At 57.5% G+C, this 20,177-nt stretch carries 17 protein-coding genes; 5 read left to right on the top strand and 12 right to left on the bottom strand.

Going from position 1 to position 20,177, the window contains the following annotated elements:
* Positions 1-7 precede the first annotated feature (7 nt).
* Both ACTQY1_RS08795 and ACTQY1_RS08790 read right to left on the bottom strand, forming a co-directional pair.
* Entirely contained in the window at positions 8-1,174 is a 1,167-nt protein-coding gene (locus ACTQY1_RS08795; RefSeq protein WP_441368705.1) for an amidohydrolase, read from the bottom strand.
* An 8-nt stretch (positions 1,175-1,182) separates the two neighbouring features.
* Positions 1,183-2,403 carry a Zn-dependent hydrolase gene (locus ACTQY1_RS08790; RefSeq protein ID WP_022486717.1) on the bottom strand — a complete coding sequence of 407 codons (1,221 nt, stop codon included), beginning with the start codon at positions 2,401-2,403 and terminating at the stop codon, positions 1,183-1,185.
* 164 nt (positions 2,404-2,567) lie between these two features.
* Here ACTQY1_RS08790 and ACTQY1_RS08785 point away from each other — a divergent pair, with 164 nt between their 5' ends.
* A complete protein-coding gene (locus ACTQY1_RS08785) occupies positions 2,568-3,464 on the top strand; it encodes an AraC family transcriptional regulator (RefSeq protein WP_022486718.1) in 897 nt (298 codons plus the stop codon).
* 4 nt (positions 3,465-3,468) lie between these two features.
* On the opposite strand, the gene ACTQY1_RS08780 is transcribed toward ACTQY1_RS08785, so the two are convergent.
* Entirely contained in the window at positions 3,469-3,861 is a 393-nt protein-coding gene (locus ACTQY1_RS08780) for an ArsR/SmtB family transcription factor (protein ID WP_022486719.1), read from the bottom strand.
* A gap of 86 nt (positions 3,862-3,947) precedes the next feature.
* Positions 3,948-5,414, bottom strand: a complete 1,467-nt coding sequence (locus ACTQY1_RS08775) for a C69 family dipeptidase (protein WP_288174251.1) — start codon at positions 5,412-5,414, stop codon at positions 3,948-3,950.
* 222 nt (positions 5,415-5,636) lie between these two features.
* Here ACTQY1_RS08775 and ACTQY1_RS08770 point away from each other — a divergent pair, with 222 nt between their 5' ends.
* Both ACTQY1_RS08770 and ACTQY1_RS08765 read left to right on the top strand, forming a co-directional pair.
* Entirely contained in the window at positions 5,637-5,873 is a 237-nt protein-coding gene (locus tag ACTQY1_RS08770; protein WP_308664232.1) for a hypothetical protein, read from the top strand.
* A 126-nt stretch (positions 5,874-5,999) separates the two neighbouring features.
* Positions 6,000-7,010, top strand: coding sequence for an NADH:flavin oxidoreductase (locus tag ACTQY1_RS08765; protein ID WP_441374062.1), 1,011 nt, complete (start codon positions 6,000-6,002; stop codon positions 7,008-7,010).
* A 125-nt stretch (positions 7,011-7,135) separates the two neighbouring features.
* Here the strand turns inward: ACTQY1_RS08765 and thiM are convergent, their stop codons facing one another.
* From thiM to ACTQY1_RS08750, 3 genes are all read right to left on the bottom strand, one after another.
* On the bottom strand, positions 7,136-7,981 hold the full coding sequence (gene thiM / locus ACTQY1_RS08760) for a hydroxyethylthiazole kinase (RefSeq protein ID WP_441374061.1): 846 nt from the start codon (positions 7,979-7,981) through the stop codon (positions 7,136-7,138).
* A complete protein-coding gene (thiW, locus tag ACTQY1_RS08755) occupies positions 7,911-8,498 on the bottom strand; it encodes an energy coupling factor transporter S component ThiW (protein WP_288311511.1) in 588 nt (195 codons plus the stop codon). Before thiW ends, thiM begins: the two co-directional genes overlap by 71 nt.
* Before the next feature lie 862 nt (positions 8,499-9,360).
* Positions 9,361-10,725: an MATE family efflux transporter gene (locus ACTQY1_RS08750; protein WP_154488789.1), complete on the bottom strand. Its 1,365-nt coding sequence runs from the start codon at positions 10,723-10,725 to the stop codon at positions 9,361-9,363.
* 363 nt (positions 10,726-11,088) lie between these two features.
* On the opposite strand from ACTQY1_RS08750, the gene ACTQY1_RS08745 reads away from it, so the two are divergent.
* Entirely contained in the window at positions 11,089-11,511 is a 423-nt protein-coding gene (locus ACTQY1_RS08745) for a GNAT family N-acetyltransferase (protein WP_022486949.1), read from the top strand.
* A 45-nt stretch (positions 11,512-11,556) separates the two neighbouring features.
* The gene (locus ACTQY1_RS08740; protein WP_154488791.1) at positions 11,557-12,465 is read left to right on the top strand and encodes a sensor domain-containing diguanylate cyclase; all 909 of its coding nucleotides are present in this window, start codon (positions 11,557-11,559) and stop codon (positions 12,463-12,465) included.
* A gap of 42 nt (positions 12,466-12,507) precedes the next feature.
* On the opposite strand, the gene ACTQY1_RS08735 is transcribed toward ACTQY1_RS08740, so the two are convergent.
* The 5 genes from ACTQY1_RS08735 to ACTQY1_RS08715 all read right to left on the bottom strand — a co-directional run bounded on the left by ACTQY1_RS08735 (position 12,508) and on the right by ACTQY1_RS08715 (position 20,073).
* Complete coding sequence (locus ACTQY1_RS08735; protein WP_154488574.1) at positions 12,508-13,884, bottom strand: MATE family efflux transporter; 1,377 nt, start codon at positions 13,882-13,884, stop codon at positions 12,508-12,510.
* 27 nt (positions 13,885-13,911) lie between these two features.
* Positions 13,912-16,161: a DEAD/DEAH box helicase gene (locus ACTQY1_RS08730; RefSeq protein WP_022486952.1), complete on the bottom strand. Its 2,250-nt coding sequence runs from the start codon at positions 16,159-16,161 to the stop codon at positions 13,912-13,914.
* A 12-nt stretch (positions 16,162-16,173) separates the two neighbouring features.
* The gene (locus ACTQY1_RS08725) at positions 16,174-17,493 is read right to left on the bottom strand and encodes an ATP-binding protein (RefSeq protein WP_288311340.1); all 1,320 of its coding nucleotides are present in this window, start codon (positions 17,491-17,493) and stop codon (positions 16,174-16,176) included.
* Positions 17,490-19,082, bottom strand: coding sequence for a TerB N-terminal domain-containing protein (locus tag ACTQY1_RS08720; RefSeq protein WP_154488576.1), 1,593 nt, complete (start codon positions 19,080-19,082; stop codon positions 17,490-17,492). The genes ACTQY1_RS08725 and ACTQY1_RS08720 overlap by 4 nt, the downstream gene beginning before the upstream one ends.
* Before the next feature lie 127 nt (positions 19,083-19,209).
* Positions 19,210-20,073 (bottom strand): pyridoxamine kinase, encoded by an 864-nt coding sequence (locus tag ACTQY1_RS08715; protein WP_441374060.1) that lies wholly within the window; start codon positions 20,071-20,073, stop codon positions 19,210-19,212.
* Positions 20,074-20,177 lie beyond the last annotated feature (104 nt).

The raw sequence follows: 20,177 nt of genomic DNA, 5'->3' as shown, positions 1-20,177 counted from the left end.
TCCCTTCTTATGCTGCCAGCCGGAGCCTTACCAGCTCGGCCCAAAATTCTGCTCCTGTTGCCAATACATCATCATTGAAGTCATAGATATTCTGATGAAGAGAGACATTTCCGCTTTTCTCTTTTCCAGTTCCCAAAAGCAGGAAACAACCAGGCACATGTTTCAGGAAAGCAGCAAAGTCTTCCGACGCCATCCATGGCTCACAGTCTCCAAAAGTCCGTTTTTCTCCCACCACCGCCTGGGCAGCCCGCACCGCATGCTGGACGCATCCAGCGTCATTGACCGTAGGAAAGAACTCATGGGTGTAGGCAAAGCTGCACTGGGCGTGGTTCATCCGGCAGATTCCCTCCACAATATCCCGCATCCGATTTTCCACCAACTGCTGGTCTTCCGGTGTTGTAGTCCGGGCATCTCCCCGTACCGTCACGGTGGTGGGGATGGCATTGTGAGCCCCATCCGTCTCGATTTCCGTACAGGAAATCACCACTGGACGCATGGGCGGCGCATTCCGGCTGACGATGGTCTGAAGTGCCAGATAAATTTCTGCGAAAGAAGCCAGTGGATCATTTCCTTCGTGGGGAGAAGAAGCATGGCCCCCTTTTCCAGTGATGGTGAAGGAAAAATCATCTTCGCTGGCAGCCATGCCCCCCACCCGGGTGGAAAGGGTCCCGGCCGGCAGGAAAGGCGCATTGTGGAGGCCATAGATTTCATCCATGGGGAACCGTTCGAACAGCCCGTCATCGATCATGGCCTGGGCACCCCGGCCTGGTTCTTCTGCCGGCTGAAAGATAAAGCGGACCGTGCCATTGAAATTTTTCCGATCCGCCAGCAGTTTGGCCGCTCCCAACAGCATCACCGTATGGCCGTCATGACCGCAGCCATGCATTTTCCCCGGACACAGGGAAATATGGTCATGGCAGCTCCGTTCCGTGATATCCAGAGCATCCATATCCGCTCGGATGCCGATACAGCCTCCGCCGTTCCCGCACCGGAGAGTGCCTACCACTCCGGTCTTGCCGATGCCTTCTTCCACTTGGATCCCCCAGGCCCGCATCTGTTCTGCAACCAGCTGGGGAGCCGTTTTTTCCTCAAAGGCCGTATCCGGATGCTGATGGAGATAATGGCGCCAAGCCGTCAGTTGTTCTTTGAAATCCATTTCAATCCTCTCTCCCATCCCCTTTCTTATGCCCCGATCATTTCCCGCACCACATCCAAGAACACATTGGCCCCGTTGATGCAGGCCTGGTCCGGGGTGTATTCGGCCGGATTGTGGCTGATGCCTTTGACGCTGGGTACAAAGATCATGGCGGTGGGACAGATCCGAGCCATCATCTGGGCGTCCTGACCGGCTCCGGACACCATCCGGCGGCATTTCAAGTTCCGGGCAGCAGCGGCTTTTTCCACTTTCTGACAAATTCCTTCATCAAAGGGCACTGGATCGAAACAGGTCATCCGTTTGGCGGTGATTTCCACGCCCTCTTCCTGGGCCAGCTGTTCCAGATAGGCAGCCAGGATCTCTTCATCTCCATCCAATCTGGCCTTGTCCGGATTCCGCAGGTCGATGGTGAATTTCGCCTCACTGGGGATCACGTTCACCGCATTGGGCTGGTAGGCCATGGTGCCGATGGTGCACACCCCGCCGGATTTTTCCACCATCTGCCGACAGAACACATTGACTTTGGCCGCAGCCAGGCCCGCATCGTGGCGGAGCCGTGTGGGCGTAGTCCCTGCATGGTTGGCGGCTCCTTTGATGGTCACTTGCTGCCAGTGGATGCCCTGGAGATTTTCTACAGCTCCGATATCGTACCCTTCCACATCCATGATGGGGCCCTGTTCGATGTGGAGTTCCAGAAAGGCAAAGGGCTTCAGGAACCCGGGTTCCACGGTACCCCCATATCCGATCCGCTTCAGTTCTTTCCCCAGGATGGTCCCATCTGTGCCTACAGAAGCCAGGGCTTCTTCGCAGGAAAGTCCCCCTGCGTACACCAGGCTGCCCATCATATCGGGCGAATACCGGACCCCTTCTTCGTTGGTGAACACTCCCACTACAAGAGGATGCTTGGGACGGACCCCTTGTTCCTGGAGGGTTTGGCACAGTTCGATGCCAGCCAGCACCCCCAGACAGCCGTCATACTGACCGGCATTGATCACCGTATCGATGTGGGACCCCACCATCATGGGAGTTTCTCCCTTGTTTTCCGGCGTTTCCCAGATGCCGAAGATATTCCCGATCCGGTCCACCACTACCTGGAGACCGGCTTCCTCCATCCATGCTGCTACCTGATCCCGGCCCTGCCGATTGGTATCACTGGCCGCCAGCCGGATCCGCCTGCCATCCTCTCCAATGCCGATTTTTCCCAAAGTATTGATATGTTCCATCAGACGCTTTCCATTGATTTCCATACTGTATACCTCCTTGGACTCCCTTTCTTGATGGTTTCATTATAAGAAATCCCTAGAAGGGATTCTATGCGAATCCTGATGAAAAATATCACTAAATTGCGTTTTTTGAAAAGTCTGTTATACTGGAACCAAATCCATCTTCTTCAGACGAAAGGAGTTTTTCCATGCAGGTCACCAACATCCCAGTGGATGCCAGAAACCGGGAATCCACCCGCCACGGGACCCATGGATTTCCCATGGCTGTCTACAATTCCATTCTAAGCCGCAATGTACTGGGTTATACCCGGCTGCACTGGCATGAAGAACTGCAGTTCTGCGCCGTAGTCCAGGGTACTGTGACTTTTTCCGTCAACGAAGCCAGTTGTCAGCTTGAGACCGGAGATGGCATTTTCATCAACAGCGGTTATCTCCACATGGCCCGCCCTCTGGGAAATCCGGATGCAGGCTACATTTGCTTGGATATCCATCCCCGGCTGCTCTGCGGATTTCCCGGTTCTGTACTGGAACAAGACTATGTGCTTCCAGCCCTCTCAGATCCTGTACTGACTGCCCGGCCCCTGTATCGAAAGGATCCTTGGCAGGCGGATGTGCTCCAGAAAATCCGTGAAATCTACCAGGAAAGTGAAACAAAAAGACCGGGCTGGGAACTTCTTGCCACAGCCCGGGTCTATGAAATTTTTGCCGCCATTCTCTGCCACCATCCATCGGATGATTTCCGGACACGGAAATGGTCCCGGGCCAATACCGTGGCCCAGCGGATCCTCAGCTACCTGACAGCCCATTATGGGGAAAGAATCACCCTGGCTCAAATAGCTGCTTATGCATCCTATACAGAAAGCGAATGCTGCCGCATCTTCAAACGGTTCACGGGAGAATCCATCTTTGCCTATCTCCGGGAACTGCGCTTGGAACAGAGTGTCCGACTGCTGGATTCCACCGACCAGTCCATCAGTGAAATTGGAGAAAACTGTGGGTTCAGCTCCCCCAGTTACTACATAGAAGCTTTCCGTCAGCAGTTCCACTGTACACCCTTCCAGTACCGGAAGAAAAAGCGCTCATGACTCTTTACTCTTCACTCTTTACTGTCTGCTTTCCCTCCTGCTCCGGGCAGGTGATGTCGATGAGGAGTTCGATCATGTGGTGGAGGAGCCGGACTTCCTCGGTGTTGGCGGCTTTGTAGTACATTTCTTTGCCGGCCCGGCGGCTGATGATCAGGCCGTTTTCCCGGAGGATCTTCAGATGATGGGACAGAGCCGGGCTGCTCATGTGCATCAGGACAGACAGGTTGATGACACATTCTTCCATGTGGCACAGGAACCAGAACAGTTTGATCCGGTTGGCGTCCGCCAGGCTGCTGAACAGCCCGGACACCGCAGAAAAATTGGCATTTTCCGGCAGATCTTTCAGGATGTAGTTGATATTTTCTCCATGATTGTGGGGCAGTTGGTCCGCTGACATAACGATTCCTCCAATAGTCTTGTTGGGATTATTATAACATAAAAAAGGGGGTGAAAGAATTCACCCCCCCGGTCGCAGGCCGGGGCTCACGCATCCGACCGGGCAAATCCGTTCTTCATTCCGTTGCTGGCGGCGTAAAGGACCTGGCCCAGGACTTTCTTGGTCTCTTCTCTGGCCATGGCGGCCATGGTTTCGTTCCGGGCTTCCAGATACCGGCTTACATTCTCTCCGGCTTCTCCCCGGTCTCCTTCCTTCAGCAGGGCATGGGCCCGGGCGGCCACTTTGTTCTGGTAACGCTCGATCAGATTGGCGCAGGCGCCGAAATGAGCATCGGCCAGGGCCCCGATCAGTCGGTTAGCCCAATAGAACTGATTGGAATCCGGTTCTTCTCCCGTAACCGCCAGATAGTCCGGGGTCTTGTCCACATTGGTGTAGAAAGGCACAAAGGCATTGAACACATTGCATCCTTCGGCGATCCATTCCACGGCCCGCCGGTTTTCCGGCAGGTCCGGCCGCAGCTGGGTGAGAGCCAGGAAGTTGGTCCGGTTGATGCCGATGGGACGGTATTTCCCCCGAAGGCTCCCGTCCCCTTTGTGGCCGTAAGGATCGTAGGGAGTCCCCTGGTAGTGACTGCTGAGGATGTATTTCACGTCTTCCACGGTCACCTTCCGGTCCGGTTCCACGGACCAGGGCAGATCGTCGTCTTCCGGATGGAACGGCGCTTCCGGTCCTTCCCACTGGACACTGAAGGGAGTCAGGCACCGGAGCATGTACCAGGCCCGGGGTGTGTTGTAGGTATGGTCCGCATCATCGTGGCTGCCAAAGGCGGACCGGCAGTCAAAGGCCGTATCTTCCGCCACCGGCCCTTCCCGGTCTTCCGCAAGGGTCAGATCCAGGTGGTTGTCTTCAATGAATTCCGCCAGATCCCGGGAGCACAGGTTGTCCTTTCCCTGGTCCAGGGCGTCCGCCAGGTCCAGGAAATCGATGCCCTGCTGGTTGGGCATGACCACCGCCTCGTCGTCAGGCACCCGTTTGGCAATCCAGTGATGGCCCCCGATGCTTTCCAGCCACCAGATTTCATTCACATCCTGGAACCCGATGCCGTTCATCTCATAAGTGCCGTACTGTTCCAGCAGGCTCCCCAGCCGCAGCACCCCTTCCCGGGCAGACCGGATATAGGGCAGCACCAGGGTCAGCAGGTCCTCTTCGCCAATGCCTCCCGGCACCAGAGGATCCGCCCCCAATACCCGGGGATTGGAGGTGATGGTTTCCGTTTCCGTCATGGCCACATTGGCGGCGTTGATCCCCGCCTCTCCCCAGATCCCTTCCGTGGCCTGGGCATTGGGCATGGCCGTATAGCGCAGAGGATTGTCCGGGAGGTCGATTTCCACTTGGGAAATCACGCTTTTGTAGTGCCGGGGCTGGTCCTCCGGCCGGACCACGATGAACTTCTTGGCGGTAAACTGTCCGGAAGGAGAATCCTCGTTCCGGGCCATCATGGTGGATCCGTCAACGGTTGCATTCTTTCCTACTAATAATGTGGTACAAGGCATTGTTCCGTCTCCTTTCGTATACAGAAGGGGGCTGTCGCCCTTGCAGCAGCCCCCTTTCCTTTTATTTTTCTTCATACCGGTGTGCATGGTCATGGCAAAGGCGAAAACCGTGGCCCAGGCCCAGAATTTATGCTGTTTCATGGATGTTCCCTGTCTGCAGGTCCTTCCCTGCCGCTTTCCCTTTATTATACCAAGCTAACCTGGGGAATGCAATCTCACAGGATGATCGGGTATGTCCTGACCCGACTGACCGGAGTCACCTTTCCCTATTACGTGGGGTGCCTGTTTGGGGGCATGCTCTTCCGGAACATCATGGATCATTATCAACTGAATCTGAACATGAAGGAAGTGGACCTGATCGGCAGCTGCAGCTGGTTCATCCTTCCGGTGATCACCGTAGTTTTCATCAACATCTGCAAGACGCTGATCATTACCCTGTTCATCAATCTCTGCAAGTAAAAAGGTTATTCCAATCCAAAATCAATTTGCTGAACTGATTCCCTATGGCCACTGCCCCTTGCTTTTCCTTTGTCTCCCCTGTATAATGGCAATTGTATATAAATTAATTACAGGAGGGATTTTCTCATGAACCATCCCCTGCTCCACCAGCCCATCTCCCTGGGTTCCCTGACCCTGAAGAACCGTCTGGTGCTGCCTCCCATGGCTACGGAAAAATCGGACAAGGGCCAGGTGACACAGGCCCTTGTGGATTATTATGGAGATATGGCCCAGAGCGGGCCAGCCCTGATCATCCAGGAACACTGCTTCGTTGCTCCGGAAGGCCGGGCCAGTGTCCATCAAATTGCCTTTGATGAAAGGGCAGATCTGGACGGGTTGAAACGGATCACCGCCGCCGTCCACCAGCACCATGTCCCCATCCTGGCCCAGCTGAGCCATGCAGGCAGTGCAGCCCATAAGGCCCTGACAGGACAGGAGCCTCTGGGGCCCAGTGCCGTCCTGAACCCGGCCCGGACCGCTTCCGCCTACGGCCAGCCGGAACTGCCCCGTCCCATGGGGGAAAAAGACCTGGTCCGGGTGCGGGACGCCTTTGCCGCGGCCGCCCTCAGGGCCCGGGAAGCCGACTACGACGGAGTGGAGATCCACGCTGCCCACGGGTACCTGCTGAACCAGTTCTATTCTCCCCTTACCAACAAACGGACGGATGCCTATACCGGCAGCACCCTGGAAGGCCGTACCCGTTATCTCCGGGAAGTGATCCAGGCTGTACGGGTCGCCGTCCCGGCTGATTTTGCGGTGACCCTGCGGCTGGGAGGCGGAGACTACATGGAAGGCGGCTCCCGGCCGGAAGAACTGCCCCAGGCTGTGGAACTGCTGCAGCAGGAAGGCCTGGACGGCATCAGCCTGTCCGGCGGCCTGTGCATCTTTTTCCGTCCCGGCCACCCGGAACCCGGTTATTTTGCAGAACTGTCCCAGGCCGCCAAAGAAACGGCCCGGATCCCGGTGCTCCTTACCGGAGGCATCGTCACAGGAGATCAGGCAGAACATTTCCTGGCCACCGGTCAGGCCGATCTCATAGGCCTGGGCCGGGCCGCCCTGAAAGACCATCAGGTGTTCCGGAAGATATTGGAAGAATAGCAAAGGGTTTGTCCTTCCAGCTTCATGTCGAATTTGTGGTTGGGGTCTTCTGCATAGGCTCTGGCCTGGAACAGGATGCTCTTTTTTTCATTTCCGTTTTGCAGGGACAAAAAAGAGACCGGGGCTTACCCAACGGTCTCTGCCATCTTCACTTTCTCTGCCACCTGCTCCCCGGTAAGATTGGACAGGGCATCCAGCAGGCGGATGTGGAAGGTGCCCAGCCCAGGACACTCTTTGGCGGCTTCTTCCCCGGCGATGCCCAGGACCGCTGTGCCCAGGGCTGCGGCGGCCAAAGAGGATCCACAGGCGTGCCAGGTGCCTGCCAGAGCCCCCACCATGCAGCCGGTGCCGGTGAGACGGCCCAGAAGAGGCGTCCCGTTGGCAATGCCGAAGGCGGTCTCTCCGTCCGTCACCAGGTCCACTGCCCCAGTGACCAGGAGTACCGCTCCGTGCTGCCGGGCATACTGGCCGAAGGCACGGGCATCTGCGGCGAAGTTTTCCCTGGTCACCGCATCCGCCGCTCCGGCATCCACTCCGTGGGCATGGGCGGAAAGGCCGCAGAGGGTCCGGATTTCCGAACTGTTCCCCTTGATGATCCCGGGCCGGTTGTGTTCGATGAACTGCTGGGCGTACACCAGCCGAAGGGTGCTGCAGGCTACCCCTACGGCATCCAGCAGGATGGGGATGCCTTTTTCATGGGCCTTTTCCCCGGCGATTCTCATGGCTTCCAGCCGTTCTTCATTGATGTTCCCCAAATTCACCACCAGGGAATCTGCCGCCTCCACGATCTCTTCCACTTCTTGGGGATGGGAGGCCATGGTGGGACTTCCCCCCACAGCCAGGATGGCGTTGGCGCTGTCATTCATGGTGATGGCATGGGTCATGCAGTGGATCAGCGGTTCATTTTCCCGCACCCTGGACATGATGTCCATAAAGGTTCCGGGCAGCTTGCGGATGACTTCCCCGGTCATAGATATTCACTCCCAATTTTCTCTGGAATTCCAACAGGGTCCCGTTCCGGGACAGGATGGTGAGCAGCCCGAAGGCAATGGAACCGCCGATCAGGGTACCGGCAATGAAGCTGGGTACGTAGAACATCCAGGAAAGGCCGGTGCGGCCCATGAGGATTTCCATTACAGGATAGGACACCATGGCCCCGATGATCCCGGTGCCGATTACTTCACCCAGGCAGGCGGCAATGATCTTGCCCCCGCTGGCCCGGTAGAAGATCCCGGAAAGAGTAGCCCCGAACACTGCCCCGGTCAGGGCCAGAGGCGGGATCCCCATCACCGTCATCCGGATGATGCCGATGAGGGTGGCACACAGGAGAGAATACCAGGGCCCCAGCATCACCGAACAGGTAATGTTGATCAGATGGGCCATGGGGCACATGCCTTCCACCCGGAGAATGGGGGAAATCACAACCCCCAGGCCGATCATCATGGACAAAAACACCAGACGCAGGACTTTTTGCTGTTTGCTTTCCATAAAAAAACTCCACTCCTTACTGGACCGGTCTGCCGATCCTTCGGGAGTGGAATCGATTCCATTGCCGTATCCATTCCACAGCGCCAAAAAAGATGGCAAAAGCCAATCCTGACGGTCGGTACTGTGGTACCCTCTCAACCCGGCACACGGGCTCCCTCGCTGTAAAATGAATACCAATCCAGGGCGCTCCCCCTCGATCGTTACAAGTATAGCAGATTGGGGGAATTTGTTCAAGGGGAGAGTCGGGCCGGTATGTGTCAACAAGTTCTCGGTAAATCCTTCATCACAGTATCGTTATTCATTCATGTCCGAAAGTGAAGAGTGCAGAGCATGGACCCGTAGAGGCCGCACAACCGGCGGCTCGCCAGATGTACGAATCTCTGACCCCAACGATGTAGGGGGGCGCCGCAGGCAAACCCGTCCCGGCCGCCCAGAGGGCAAAAACTTCTATACCCATACACCCGCGAGGGCTCTCCGCCGGGAGGGCAGACCCGTTCGTCCCTGGCGGGAGGCTCACAGCCTATCGCCTTGCCCTGACGGTCAAAGGCTGCGGCTACGGACCAGGAAGCCGGACCCCATCGCCCGCGTGCTCCACCCCAGGAGCGACAACACCCGATGTTGTCCCGCCGACTCCTCCTGGGCCTGTCCTCCCGGTTCCCGGAGAATCGATGTATACTCGTACAAAGTACCAGCAAGGCCGGAGGCCAAGTCTGCCCTGCAGGGGCGGGTGCCTGCTTATGCCCCCCGGGCGGACTTTTTGGGCCGTGCGGTCCATTGGGGCCTATTCAGCAGGCGGCCGGGCCTGCTGCCCTTACGGATAAGCAAAGGTTCCTCCGGCCGCTGCCAACCTGCTCTGCACTCTTCACTCTGCACTCTGCCCTATTCCAGTCCCTCCCAGCTTCCCCCGCTTCCAGTCTCTCCAGAACAGGGCACCGATCAGCACATCGGCGGCCAGCCAGCTCAGGGGATAGCAGTACATGATGTTCCGGTAGGTGGGGTTGGCGGCATAGACGGTGGCCAGCCACAGGAGCCGGGTGCCCACGATGCTCACCAGCATGGCCAGGGCCGGGGTCAGGGAGTTGCCGAACCCCCGCATGGAGGCGGACAGGCTTTCGTAAATCGTTGACAGGAAATAGAATCCGATGATCAGATGGATCCGCATGACCCCCAGATCCACCGCTTCCTGCTCCAGTCCGAAGATCTCCAGGAAGGGCCGGGCCACCAGGAACACCAGACCGATCAAAACGCAGGTGAACAGGAAGTTCAACGTCAGGCCCCGGCCCAGCACCTTCCGGCACCGTTTCAGGTTCCCCGCCCCGAAGTTCTGGCTGGTAAAGGTGGTAATGGCCTGGCCAAAGGCGATGATAAAGGGATAGGTGTTGATTTCCAGCACATAGGCCGCAGCCGAAGCCGCCATGGCCAGGGCCCCTTCGCTGTTGATGGCGGACTGGATCACCATATTGGACAGATTGAACACCATGCCCTGGATCCCGGCAGGCACCCCCACCCGGAGGATTTCCCGGATGTCATCCAGCCGCAAACGGATGGCGCCCGGATAAAAATGGAGCACCCCGTGTCCATACCGGAGCATCCGCAGCAGCAGCCCGGAACTGACGTAATTGGACACGGCGGTAGCCACCACCACCCCGGCCAGCCCGAACCCCAGGAACACTGCCAGGAAATTCCCTGCAATATTCACCAGGCTGGCGGTGATAAGGGACAGCAGCGGGGTCCGCACATTCCCGTGGCTCCGGTATACGGCGGACAAAAAGTCGTAGAGAGTCATCCCCGGCATGCCCAGCAGATAGATCCGCAGGTAAAATTCCGAAGCAGCCCGGACCTCTTCCGGCACGCCCATCCAGACCATGAGAGGTCCGGCCAGGATTTCCCCCACCACCAGGATGAACAGCCCGGTCAGAAGGGCCATGAGCACGGTGGTGTGGATGGCCTGGGAGGCTTCCTTCAGCCGCCTTCCTCCCAGCCGCCGGGCAATGAGCACATTGGCCCCCAGGGAAATCCCCAGGAACAGATTGACCATGACCCCGATCACCGGAGCATTGTTCCCCACTGCCGCCAGGGCCTCCTTCCCTACAAAGCGGCCCAGGACCATAATGTCCGCCGTATTGAACATCTGTTGGAGGATCCCGATAAGAGCCACCGGGATGGCAAACTGGAACAAAGGCTTTGTCAAAGAGCCTTCCAGCATGTTGATTTGCGAAGCAGCCAAGGCATTGATTCCTCTCTTTCTTGTATCATAGCATTTCTTCTATTATACACTGTACCTGGTAAAAGAAACAGACAGACGCCGTCAGTGGTATATGCCAAAATATCTTCCTATAAATTGTCTGTTCTGGTGTATAATAGAGGAATATTATTACTATTCCCGGCTGAATTTCCAGCTGACGGATCCGGTCCGGCTGCTGGATGAAGCCCTGGCCCGCCTGATTCTGGACGGACAAACCTGATGTTCCGGCAGAAAATCCACCAGCTGACCAGGGTACCCCGCAGGACTCCCCCGAAAATCTAACAAAGACAGAGGGCGGCAGCCACGGACGCCCGCAAAATCATCAATGAACAGGAGAATCTCATAATGAAATTTACCACCTACACCCAACTGCCTCCGGAGGCCAAGGCCCTCCGGGAAGAAGTCTTTTGCCAGGAACAGGGATTCCAGGAGGAATTCGACAGCCAGGATCAGGCCTCACATCACGGTCTCCTGTGGGATGACCAGGGAGAAGCCGTGGGTGTCTGCCGTTTCTTCCCCGGCGAGGAACCGGGAATCTGGATCCTGGGACGGATTGCCGTAAAAAAGCGGTTCCGTGGCAAAGGCGCCGGCAGCCTTCTGGTAAAAGGCACCGAGGCAGCCGTAAAGGAACTGGGAGGAACGGAAATCCGTCTCCACGCCCAGGTCCGGGCTGAACATTTCTATGAGACCCTGGGGTATCGGGCCTATGGACCGGTGGAACCGGATGAAGGAGTCCCCCACCAGTGGATGAAGAAGCAACTGGAATAAAGGGAATAAAGACAGTTCCATGTTTTTGGAAAGGAGAATGTGTGTATGATCCAGGATAAAGATTTCCGTCAGCTGGCGGAGCTTGCACCTTTCGGCACCTATATGGTGACCCCGGACCGGACCATCGTCTATTGGAACAGGGCGGCGGAACAGATTACCGGGTATACGGCAGAAGAGATGATCGGTCTCCGCTGTCCGGAAACAAAGCTGGATCATATGGATGAAAAGGGTCGGCCTCTGTGCAGGACCTACTGTCCCCTGTTGGCCTCCATGGACCAGAAAAAGCCTCTGTCCAAAAAGCTGGTCTTTACCCATAAAGACGGAACCATGGGGGTGATCCAGGCCCATTTTGTGCCTCTTGCTGATGAAAAAGGCCAAATCCGGCTGGTGGCGGAGCAGTTCGAAGAAGTGAGCCTGTTGGACCGGGGAAGCCTGATCATCCAGAATCTGTATTCTCTGGCCTACCATGACACTCTCACCGGCCTGCCCAACCGGAAGTTCCTGGATCCCCTGCTGAAAATGCGTTTTTCGGAGTACCATCGGCTCCATCAGCTGTTTGCGGTGCTGTTTGCGGACATCGACCATTTCCACGATTTCAACGGAAAGTATGGCCACCCGGCCGGGGACCGGATGCTGAAGGCCTTTGCCGACGCCGCCACCCACTCCATCCGGTCCACGGACACCCTGGGCCGCTGGGGCGGAGAAGAATTCATCGGGATCTACCCCATCAAAAACAGATCGGATATCATCCCCATTGCCAACCGGTTCCAGCACATGGTGGAACAGGCTTTCATCCACCACGAAAGCCACCCTCTCCACATTACCATGAGCGTGGGGATCACCGCCGTCCAGGAGGGAGATACTCCGGATTCCATCATCCAGCGGGCAGACAAATACATGTACGAAGCCAAGAACCGAGGACGGAACACCATTGTGCATGATAGGGTGGAATGAAAGGGGGGTGTGAAAAAAATTCACACCCCCGGTGTCTGCCTTTTATCTCCCCGCCAGGGCCGACTTTACAATGTACTTCCTGCACTGCCAGTACACCACAGCCAGCACCGCGGTGGCTATGATCCAGCTCACCGGATAGGCCTGGATCAGGGTCAGGTAGTCCGGATGGTTGGCAAATACCGTATAGATCCACACCAGCCGCACTCCGCAGATGCCCACCAGGGCCACAAGGGCCGGAGGCAGGGAATAGCCGTAGCCCCGGAGAGCTCCGGAGAGGATATCCATGGCCCCGTTAAGGTAAAGGGTATCCCCCACCCACCACAGCCGCAGCACCCCCAGCCGGATCACCTGGGGATCCGGGTTGAAGAAACCGATCACATGCTCTCCGAAGAACAGGATGGGTACCGTAATGCACAGAAGGAACAGCCCTTCCACCCAGAAGGCCGCCTTGGTGGTGGCAAAGCACCGGCTCAGCTTCCGTGCCCCGTAGTTCTGGCCTACAAAGGTGGTGGTGGCCTGGCTGAACCCGTTTACGAAGCAGTAGATGTTGAATTCGATGATTACGGAAGCGGCAGCCGCCGCCATGGCCGCGGTGCCCAGGCTGTTGATGGAAGACTGAATCACCACATTGCTCATGGCAAAGACCATGCCCTGGATCCCGGCAGGGAGCCCGATATGGAGGATTTTCCCCATTTCATGGCCGTTCAGCCGCATCTTGTGCCGCTGGAGCTGGATGGGCTGAGGGGTCCGGCACAGCAGCACGAACAGGATCCCGGAATTCACCGCAAAGGACAGTACCGTGGCGCTGACCACCCCGGTAATCCCCCAGTCGAACACGGTTACAGACAAAAGGTCCAGGGTGATGTTCAGGAGATTGGCCGCCACCAGGCTGTAGAGCGGGGTCTTCCCGTCTCCGCAGCTGCGGAAAATGGCCGCTTCGAAGTTGTACAAAGTCAAAAAAGGCATCCCCAAAAGGAAAATCCGCAGATAGGTGGCCGCCAGATCGTGGACCTCTTCCGGCACCGCCAGGATCTTCAGGGCCGGATGGGCGATCAGTTCCCCCACCGCCGTCAGCAGCACCCCCAGGCCCAGGGCCATGACAATGGCGGTCTGGACAGTCTCTTCCACTTTTTCCTGCTTCCCGGCTCCCAGATACTGGGCAATGGTTACATTGGCCCCCAGGGAGATCCCGATCAACAGGGTCACCAGGAGGCCGATCACCGGCATGTTGTTCCCTACGGCTGCCATGGCGTCCTTCCCTACAAAATGCCCCAGCAGGAACACATCTGCGCTGTTGAACAGCTGCTCAAAGAGCCCCATGAGCCCGATGGGCATGGCAAAATAGAACAGTTTGTCTGCAATGGAGCCATGGAGCATGTCCAGGCCCGGTTTATGGGCCGACTTCTTGGTTTCTGTCATGATTTCTTCCCTTTCCCCACAAATTCATCATTCTGTCATTCCATGCCCTGTGTGGCTCCACTCCCGGACCCGTTTCCGCACGTCTTCCAGGTTCAGGACCCCCAGGGCAAAGCCTTTTTTCACCAGTTCTTCCGGCAGATATTCATCATACTTGTCAAAAAGCGGCACCTCATGGGGGTAGACCAGTTCCAGGGGATCGATTTCCTTCTGGATTTCTTCCTCCACCACCTGGAAAAAAGTCTCCTCGTCCGCTTCCATGGTAAACTGCATAAAGAAGGGACGGAAGGGATCCAGCTTCTTCAGCCCCAGTTTTTGGGCGCATTTCAGGTTCAGGAACCGTTCCAGGGCCAAAAAGCCATAGCTCCCCAGCCAGGGCAGAAGGCACCACATCTTTCCTCCCAACTGGATCAGAGGCTTTTCCGCCGCGCCCGAGGCTTTGGCGGTGAACCGGGCCTGCTGGAGCCGGGCCACGGCGTTTTTCATCAGATAAGGATAGGACCGGTCCTCCCGGAGCACCTGGCGCATCCTCTCCAGCACTTTGGTATGGATATCCCCGGGACATTCTCCAAAATAAGCGGGCACTTTTCCCTTAACCAGTTCGCAGTAGATCACATGGCGTTTCCGGTCCACTTCCAATACCCGCCACACATGACCGGCCAGGGCAATCTTTTCTCCCGGAGGAGGGGGCGCCACCACGGTGCCCAGTTCCTGGGAATCGCACCGGACGGTGAACTCCTCGTTTTCCTGGAACACCCCGTAAAATTTGAAGGAGCTGATCACCCGTTCCCCGGCCAGGCCCACGATCAGGCCCCCCTGTTCGGTCCTTGCAATATGGTCTTCGGCGATCAGATACCGGAGGAGCACCTTGTAATCTTCCTGGGTGATCCGGTGGAAATAGCTGAGCCGGAGCACCCGGTCCGCCAGAGCCGCCGGAGACATTTCCCCATTGCTGGCCAGGACGCTCATGGTCTGGTGGTACAAAAGGCTGTAGGGCAGCCGGTCCAGCCGGGGCGGTTCCACCCATTTTTCCTCCAGGTACAGCTGGATCAGGGCGATTCCCTGAAGCAGCTTCCAGGGGATGGTGGCCGGCAGCATAGCCCGGATCTCCGGCTCGTCCTCCCGGATCACGAACCACATTTCCGGAGGCAGGTCCCTCCGGCCCGTCCGTCCCATCCGCTGGAGGAAGGAAGACACCGTCCAGGGCGCATCGATCTGAAAGGCCCGCTCCAGCCGGCCGATGTCGATGCCCAGTTCCAGGGTGGACGTGGTGACGGTGGTCAGGTTCCGGCTCTCGTCCTTCATCAGTTCTTCCGCTGTTTCCCGGTAGGAGGCGGACAGATTCCCGTGGTGGATCAAAAACCGGTCCGGCTCATGGTTCAGCTCGCAGTACTGCCGGAGGCTGGTGGTGACCCCTTCACATTCTTCCCGGGAATTCACGAACACCAGGCACTTTTTCCCCCGGGTGTGCTCGAAGATGTATCCCAGTCCCGGGTCCGCCTGGGCCGGAGCCTGGTCGGTCTTCACATCCAGTGCCGGCAGGGCCTGGAGGTCCGCCCGGTCCTCCCCGGCCTGGGCGTCTTTCACGTAAAAATGTTCCATGGACAGCCGCCATTTGGTCCCCGGGGCCTTCACCTGGGGGATCAGGGTCTTCCGGCCCGTGCCCAGGCTCAGGAATTCCCCCACCTTTTCCGGATCCCCCAGGGTGGCCGACAGCCCGATCCGCCGGGGATTCACCCCGGCCAGCCGGGACAGCCGCTGGATCAGGCACAGGGTCTGGCCTCCCCGGTCCCCCCGGAGCAGGGAATGGACTTCATCGATGACCACGAACCGCAGATCCCCGAACAGCCGGGGAATGGCCATGTGTTTGTGGAGCAGCAGGGCTTCCAGGGATTCCGGGGTAATCTGGAGGATCCCGGAAGGATGCTTCATCATTTTGGCCTTGTGGGACTGGGAAACGTCCCCATGCCAGTGCCACACCGGGATGCCCCCTTCTTCACAGAGAGGCTGGAGCCGGAGGAACTGGTCATTGATCAGGGCCTTGAGAGGACCGATGTAGATGCACCCCACGCTTTTGGGCGGATTCTGGGCAAACAGGGACAGGATGGGAAAGAAGGCCGCCTCGGTCTTCCCGGAGGCGGTGGAAGCAGTAAGCAGCAGGTTCTGGTCCGTGTTCAGCAGCACATCTCCGGCCGCCACCTGGATGGGCCGCAGTTCCGACCACCCCTGGCTGTAGATGAAATCCTGGACAAAAGGTGCATACCGGTCAAAGATATTCATGGCAATCCTTTCTTATACGGTGAACTCCGCAAATTCCGGAGCGGTTTCCTCCCCTTCCACGGCGTTCTGGGCATACTGGAAGCTGTCGGACTGGAGCAGGGCTTCCACCTTCAGTTCCGGATGCTGGTACAGGATGTCCAGCACCTCGATGAAGTCCCGGATTACTTCCCGGGGAGTGATGTGGGAATCCGCCCCGATCCGCTGGAATTCGATCCGGATGAAGGCCACCAGATCTTCCTGGGTCACTTTCGGGGCATAGCCGTAGAGCACCCCGTGGATCTCCGCCAGTTTTTCCACCAGCACCAGCATTTCGTCGCTGGTAAGAGGCTGGAGCCGGATCACCGGTGCCAGCAGGTCCTTGTGTTCTCCGGCAAAATGGCCTTCCGCCAGCCGGGACCGGAGGGCCTCATAGCTGTACACTCCCCGCCGGGGGTCTTCCATACACTGGGGAGTGCCTCCCATGATGATGCCCAGGTAGTGGGCCTTTCCCTGGAGGGTATCGTTGTACATGGTGAGAATCTTTTCGTAGTTGTACTGCCGGGTGATGGCATGGGGAATCTTGTAGATGTTCACCAGTTCGTCGATGCACACCAGGAGCCCGGCGTAACCGGCCTGCTTCAGGAACAGAGCGAAGATCTTCAGATATTCATACCAGTCTTCATCGGAGATGATGATGTTCACTCCCAGTTCCTGGCGGGCTTCGGTCTTGGTATGGAATTCTCCCCGGAACCACTGGATCACCTTTGCCTTGGTGGCTTCGTCCCCTTGACGATAGGACCGGTAGTACAAAGTCAGCAGCCGGGCAAAATCGAACCCGTGGACCATTTCATTGAGGGCCTGGATCACCTGGCCGATTTTCTGTTCCACCAGGGTATTCAGCCGGCCGTCTGTAAGGGCCAGGCCCGTTTCCGTCACCACCTGCTGCTGGATCTGGTTGATCCACCGGTCCAGGATCAAAGGCAGGGCGCCTCCTTCGGGACGGGTCCTGGTGGCCATGTTCCGGACCAGTTCCCGGTAGGTGGCCAGTCCCTGTCCTTTGGTGCCCTGGAGCCGCCGTTCCGGGGACAGGTCGGCGTCCACCACCACGAAATCCTTTTCCATTACATAGTTCCGGAGGGTCTGGAGCAGGAAACTTTTCCCGCTGCCGTACCGGCCCACAATGAACCGGAAAGAAGCGCCCCCGTCGGCAATCACGTCCACATCGTGGAGCAGGGCGTCGATTTCGTTCTTCCGGCCTACGGTAATGTAAGGCAGCCCGATCCGGGGCACCACGCCCCCTTTCAGGGAGCTGATAAGGGTCCGGGCAATCCGTTTGGGTATCTTCAGCGTCATGGTTCTATCGTTCCTTTCAGGTCATCCGCATAATCTTCGATCACAGAAGGCGGGTCCCCGGCTTCCAGCACCGTATCCCCGAATTCTTCGTAACATTTTTCGTTGATGCTGTCTGTTAAAATAGAAGGCATCAGCCCCTTGGCCCCGGTCCAGGAGGTGTCTTCCCCATAGAGCAGGTCGTGGAGGTAGCGGTATTCCTCTTCTGTCAGATTCCAGGGCCGGGCCGGTTCGGCCGGTTCCGGGGATGCTTCTCCAGAGGCCGGAGAGATTTTGCCGGATTCCGGTCTTTGTCCTGCAGCTTCCTGACCGGAAACTGCCGGGGCCGGAGCCATTTCCGGAGGTTCCGGAGCCTTTTGTGCTGCCGGGGCTTCCGTTCTGTCCTCCAGGGAAGGCAGAGCTTCCTCCCGCCGTTCCTCTTCCGTCATCAGTCTGTCCCGGGTCACCGCCGCATCCTGGCGGATCTGGTCCAGCTGATCCAGATGGAACACCACTTTCCGTTTTTCCGCTTCCTTCTGTTCCTTCCGGTCCTCTTCCACCCCCTGGTGGACCAGTCGGGTGAGCCATTTGTAGGACAGGGGCTGCTGGAGGGGCTGAGGGAAGTCCAGTTCCTCCCGGAGGAGGCCGTCCAGGGTCTTCATCAGTTTTCCCAGCTTCCGGAGCTGTTTGGAGGTGTACACGTAATGGCGGAAGGTCCAGATGCCCTTTCGGTCATGGTAGATGCACAGGGGATTCACCACCACCGTGAAATCCCGTTTGTCCTCCTTCCGGAGGAATACGGCGTTGGCAAACAGCTCCAGCCATTCGTAGCCGGGCCCTCCCACATGTTCCTCCAAAAAAGATTTTTTCCGGTGGGTCTTCCAGTACCCCTGGATCATCCGGTAGATCCGGCCCAAAAGCCGCACGGTGTCTTCCGGTTTCTGTTTGTACAGTTTGGACCGACTCATATGGTAGGTGGAAAAAAGGTCCAGGGCGTCGAAGAGTTCCTGGTCCGTGGCATTTTCCCAGTCATCCAGCACCAGATAGGCTTCATCCTGCCGGTTCCGCTGGGTTTCCGGCAGCAGGGCGGAATTCAGCTGGTAATACAGCACGTAATCCCGGAGCCACTGGTGGAGATAGGGCAGGATCCGGTCGTCCAGGAGGCCGTAGGTTTCCCCGAAAGCCTTCAGCTTTTCATAGCCGTCCTCGGGATTTTCCACCCCGATCTGGTTCAGCAGTTCGTATATATAAAGGAAAGCATAGGTCAGAGAGGTCCGTTCCAGCTGCTGATGCCGGAGCCGGGTCCGCCAGCCGAAATACCCCCGGAGCTCTTTGTCCGTAAGCACCCGGTAGGTGGGATAGTAATGGAGCACCGGCAGGTCGTACACTGTGTCATCCTCGTAATCCGCCGCCAGTTTCCCCTGGCGGACGAACAGTTCCGGAGTGGTCTCATACCGGCTGGAGTCGTCCTTTTCCATGGCCCGGAGCTGCTGGAGCAAAGGGGGCAGCGGTTCGGGCGGGGTCCGGGGCTTGATGGGCTCTGAAGCATACATTTTCTGGAGCAGCCGGAAACTGGCCTCCTTCTCCTCCGGTGTCTTCTTCACAAATTCCATGCCCCTCCCCCTTTCTCCCAACTGGAAAGAATTTCAGCCAAAAGCAAACATTTTTTCACCAATCTTTATTATAAACCGAAAGAGGAGGCTGTTGCAAGAGCAACAGCCTCCTCTTTCCTTCACTCCCTTACGCCATGCAGGTGGTGCAGTTCTTGGACTGGGGGAACAGCAGCTTCCACAGGCATCCTTCCAGGACCACCCCTTCTTTGGGGTCGGTACCGGCTTTGAGAGTGGTGTCGATGACATAGCTGACAAAATCCGCCGCTTCCTGGACGCACCGGTTCAGATCTTTGCCATTGAGCACATAGCCCAAAAGGGTGCTGGTGAACACATCTCCTGTACCGCAGGTGGCAAAGGGCAGCTTCTTCACTTCATAGGCTTCCGGGAACAGCTGGTTGGGTTCACTGCTGACGATTTTCAGATGGTCCTTATCGCAGGGCACGCTGGTGATCACCACCTGTTTGGGTCCCAGGGCCAGCAGCTTGTCGCAGAGGGCTTCCAGCTCATCGTCAGTGGGGGCTGCGTCTTTCCAGGGCGTATCTGTCAAGAGGCAGGCTTCCGTATAGTTGGGGGTAATCAGAGTGGCATGGGCCACCAGTTTCTTCATGGCTTCCACCATGGAAGCATCGAACACCGGGTACAGCTTCCCGTCGTCCCCCATGGCCGGGTCCACCACGGCGATCCGGTCTTCCCCGGCAAAGTCCTCGACGGCAGCGATTACCTGTTCCACCTGGGCAGGCCCTGCCAAAAAGCCGCTGTAGACTGCATCAAAAGAGAGCCCCAGCTGCTTCCACTGGTCCCGGTACCCGGCCATCAGGTCCGTCAGATCCCGGGAAACGAATTTCCCGTAAGTCAGGTTGTTGCTGTACAGAGCCGTAGGAAACGGGCACACCTGGTGTCCCATGGCGGACAGTACAGGCATGGCCGCCGTCAGGGAACAGCGCCCAAAAGAACAAAGGTCATGGATGGCCAGAACACGTTTGATTTTCATGGAAATACCACCTTTCAATTGCAGAAAATTGGACACGGGCAAATGGACAAGTATTATCTGTATTGTACCCCATATGGGCCAGAGATACCAGAGGGGGTTGCTGC

This window comes from Acidaminococcus sp. HCP3S3_G9_1, assembly GCF_052122455.1.
Taxonomy (GTDB): domain Bacteria; phylum Bacillota; class Negativicutes; order Acidaminococcales; family Acidaminococcaceae; genus Acidaminococcus.
This window is presented reverse-complemented; position numbering and strand designations above follow the sequence as displayed.

Excerpts from the sequence above, each read along its gene's own strand:
- ACTQY1_RS08730 (WP_022486952.1), bottom strand. The coding sequence starts at position 16,161 with ATGAATATCTTTGACCGGTATGCACCTTTTGTCCAGGATTTCATCTAC.
- ACTQY1_RS08765 (WP_441374062.1), top strand. The coding sequence starts at position 6,000 with ATGAACCATCCCCTGCTCCACCAGCCCATCTCCCTGGGTTCCCTGACC.
- ACTQY1_RS08780 (WP_022486719.1), bottom strand. The coding sequence starts at position 3,861 with ATGTCAGCGGACCAACTGCCCCACAATCATGGAGAAAATATCAACTAC.
- ACTQY1_RS08725 (WP_288311340.1), bottom strand. The coding sequence starts at position 17,493 with ATGACGCTGAAGATACCCAAACGGATTGCCCGGACCCTTATCAGCTCC.
- thiM (WP_441374061.1), bottom strand. The coding sequence starts at position 7,981 with ATGACCGGGGAAGTCATCCGCAAGCTGCCCGGAACCTTTATGGACATC.
- ACTQY1_RS08745 (WP_022486949.1), top strand. The coding sequence starts at position 11,089 with ATGAAATTTACCACCTACACCCAACTGCCTCCGGAGGCCAAGGCCCTC.
- ACTQY1_RS08785 (WP_022486718.1), top strand. The coding sequence starts at position 2,568 with ATGCAGGTCACCAACATCCCAGTGGATGCCAGAAACCGGGAATCCACC.
- ACTQY1_RS08740 (WP_154488791.1), top strand. The coding sequence starts at position 11,557 with ATGATCCAGGATAAAGATTTCCGTCAGCTGGCGGAGCTTGCACCTTTC.
- ACTQY1_RS08795 (WP_441368705.1), bottom strand. The coding sequence starts at position 1,174 with ATGGGAGAGAGGATTGAAATGGATTTCAAAGAACAACTGACGGCTTGG.
- ACTQY1_RS08790 (WP_022486717.1), bottom strand. The coding sequence starts at position 2,403 with ATGGAAATCAATGGAAAGCGTCTGATGGAACATATCAATACTTTGGGA.
- ACTQY1_RS08715 (WP_441374060.1), bottom strand. The coding sequence starts at position 20,073 with ATGAAAATCAAACGTGTTCTGGCCATCCATGACCTTTGTTCTTTTGGG.
- ACTQY1_RS08720 (WP_154488576.1), bottom strand. The coding sequence starts at position 19,082 with ATGGAATTTGTGAAGAAGACACCGGAGGAGAAGGAGGCCAGTTTCCGG.
- thiW (WP_288311511.1), bottom strand. The coding sequence starts at position 8,498 with ATGGAAAGCAAACAGCAAAAAGTCCTGCGTCTGGTGTTTTTGTCCATG.
- ACTQY1_RS08775 (WP_288174251.1), bottom strand. The coding sequence starts at position 5,414 with ATGCCTTGTACCACATTATTAGTAGGAAAGAATGCAACCGTTGACGGA.
- ACTQY1_RS08770 (WP_308664232.1), top strand. The coding sequence starts at position 5,637 with ATGATCGGGTATGTCCTGACCCGACTGACCGGAGTCACCTTTCCCTAT.
- ACTQY1_RS08735 (WP_154488574.1), bottom strand. The coding sequence starts at position 13,884 with ATGACAGAAACCAAGAAGTCGGCCCATAAACCGGGCCTGGACATGCTC.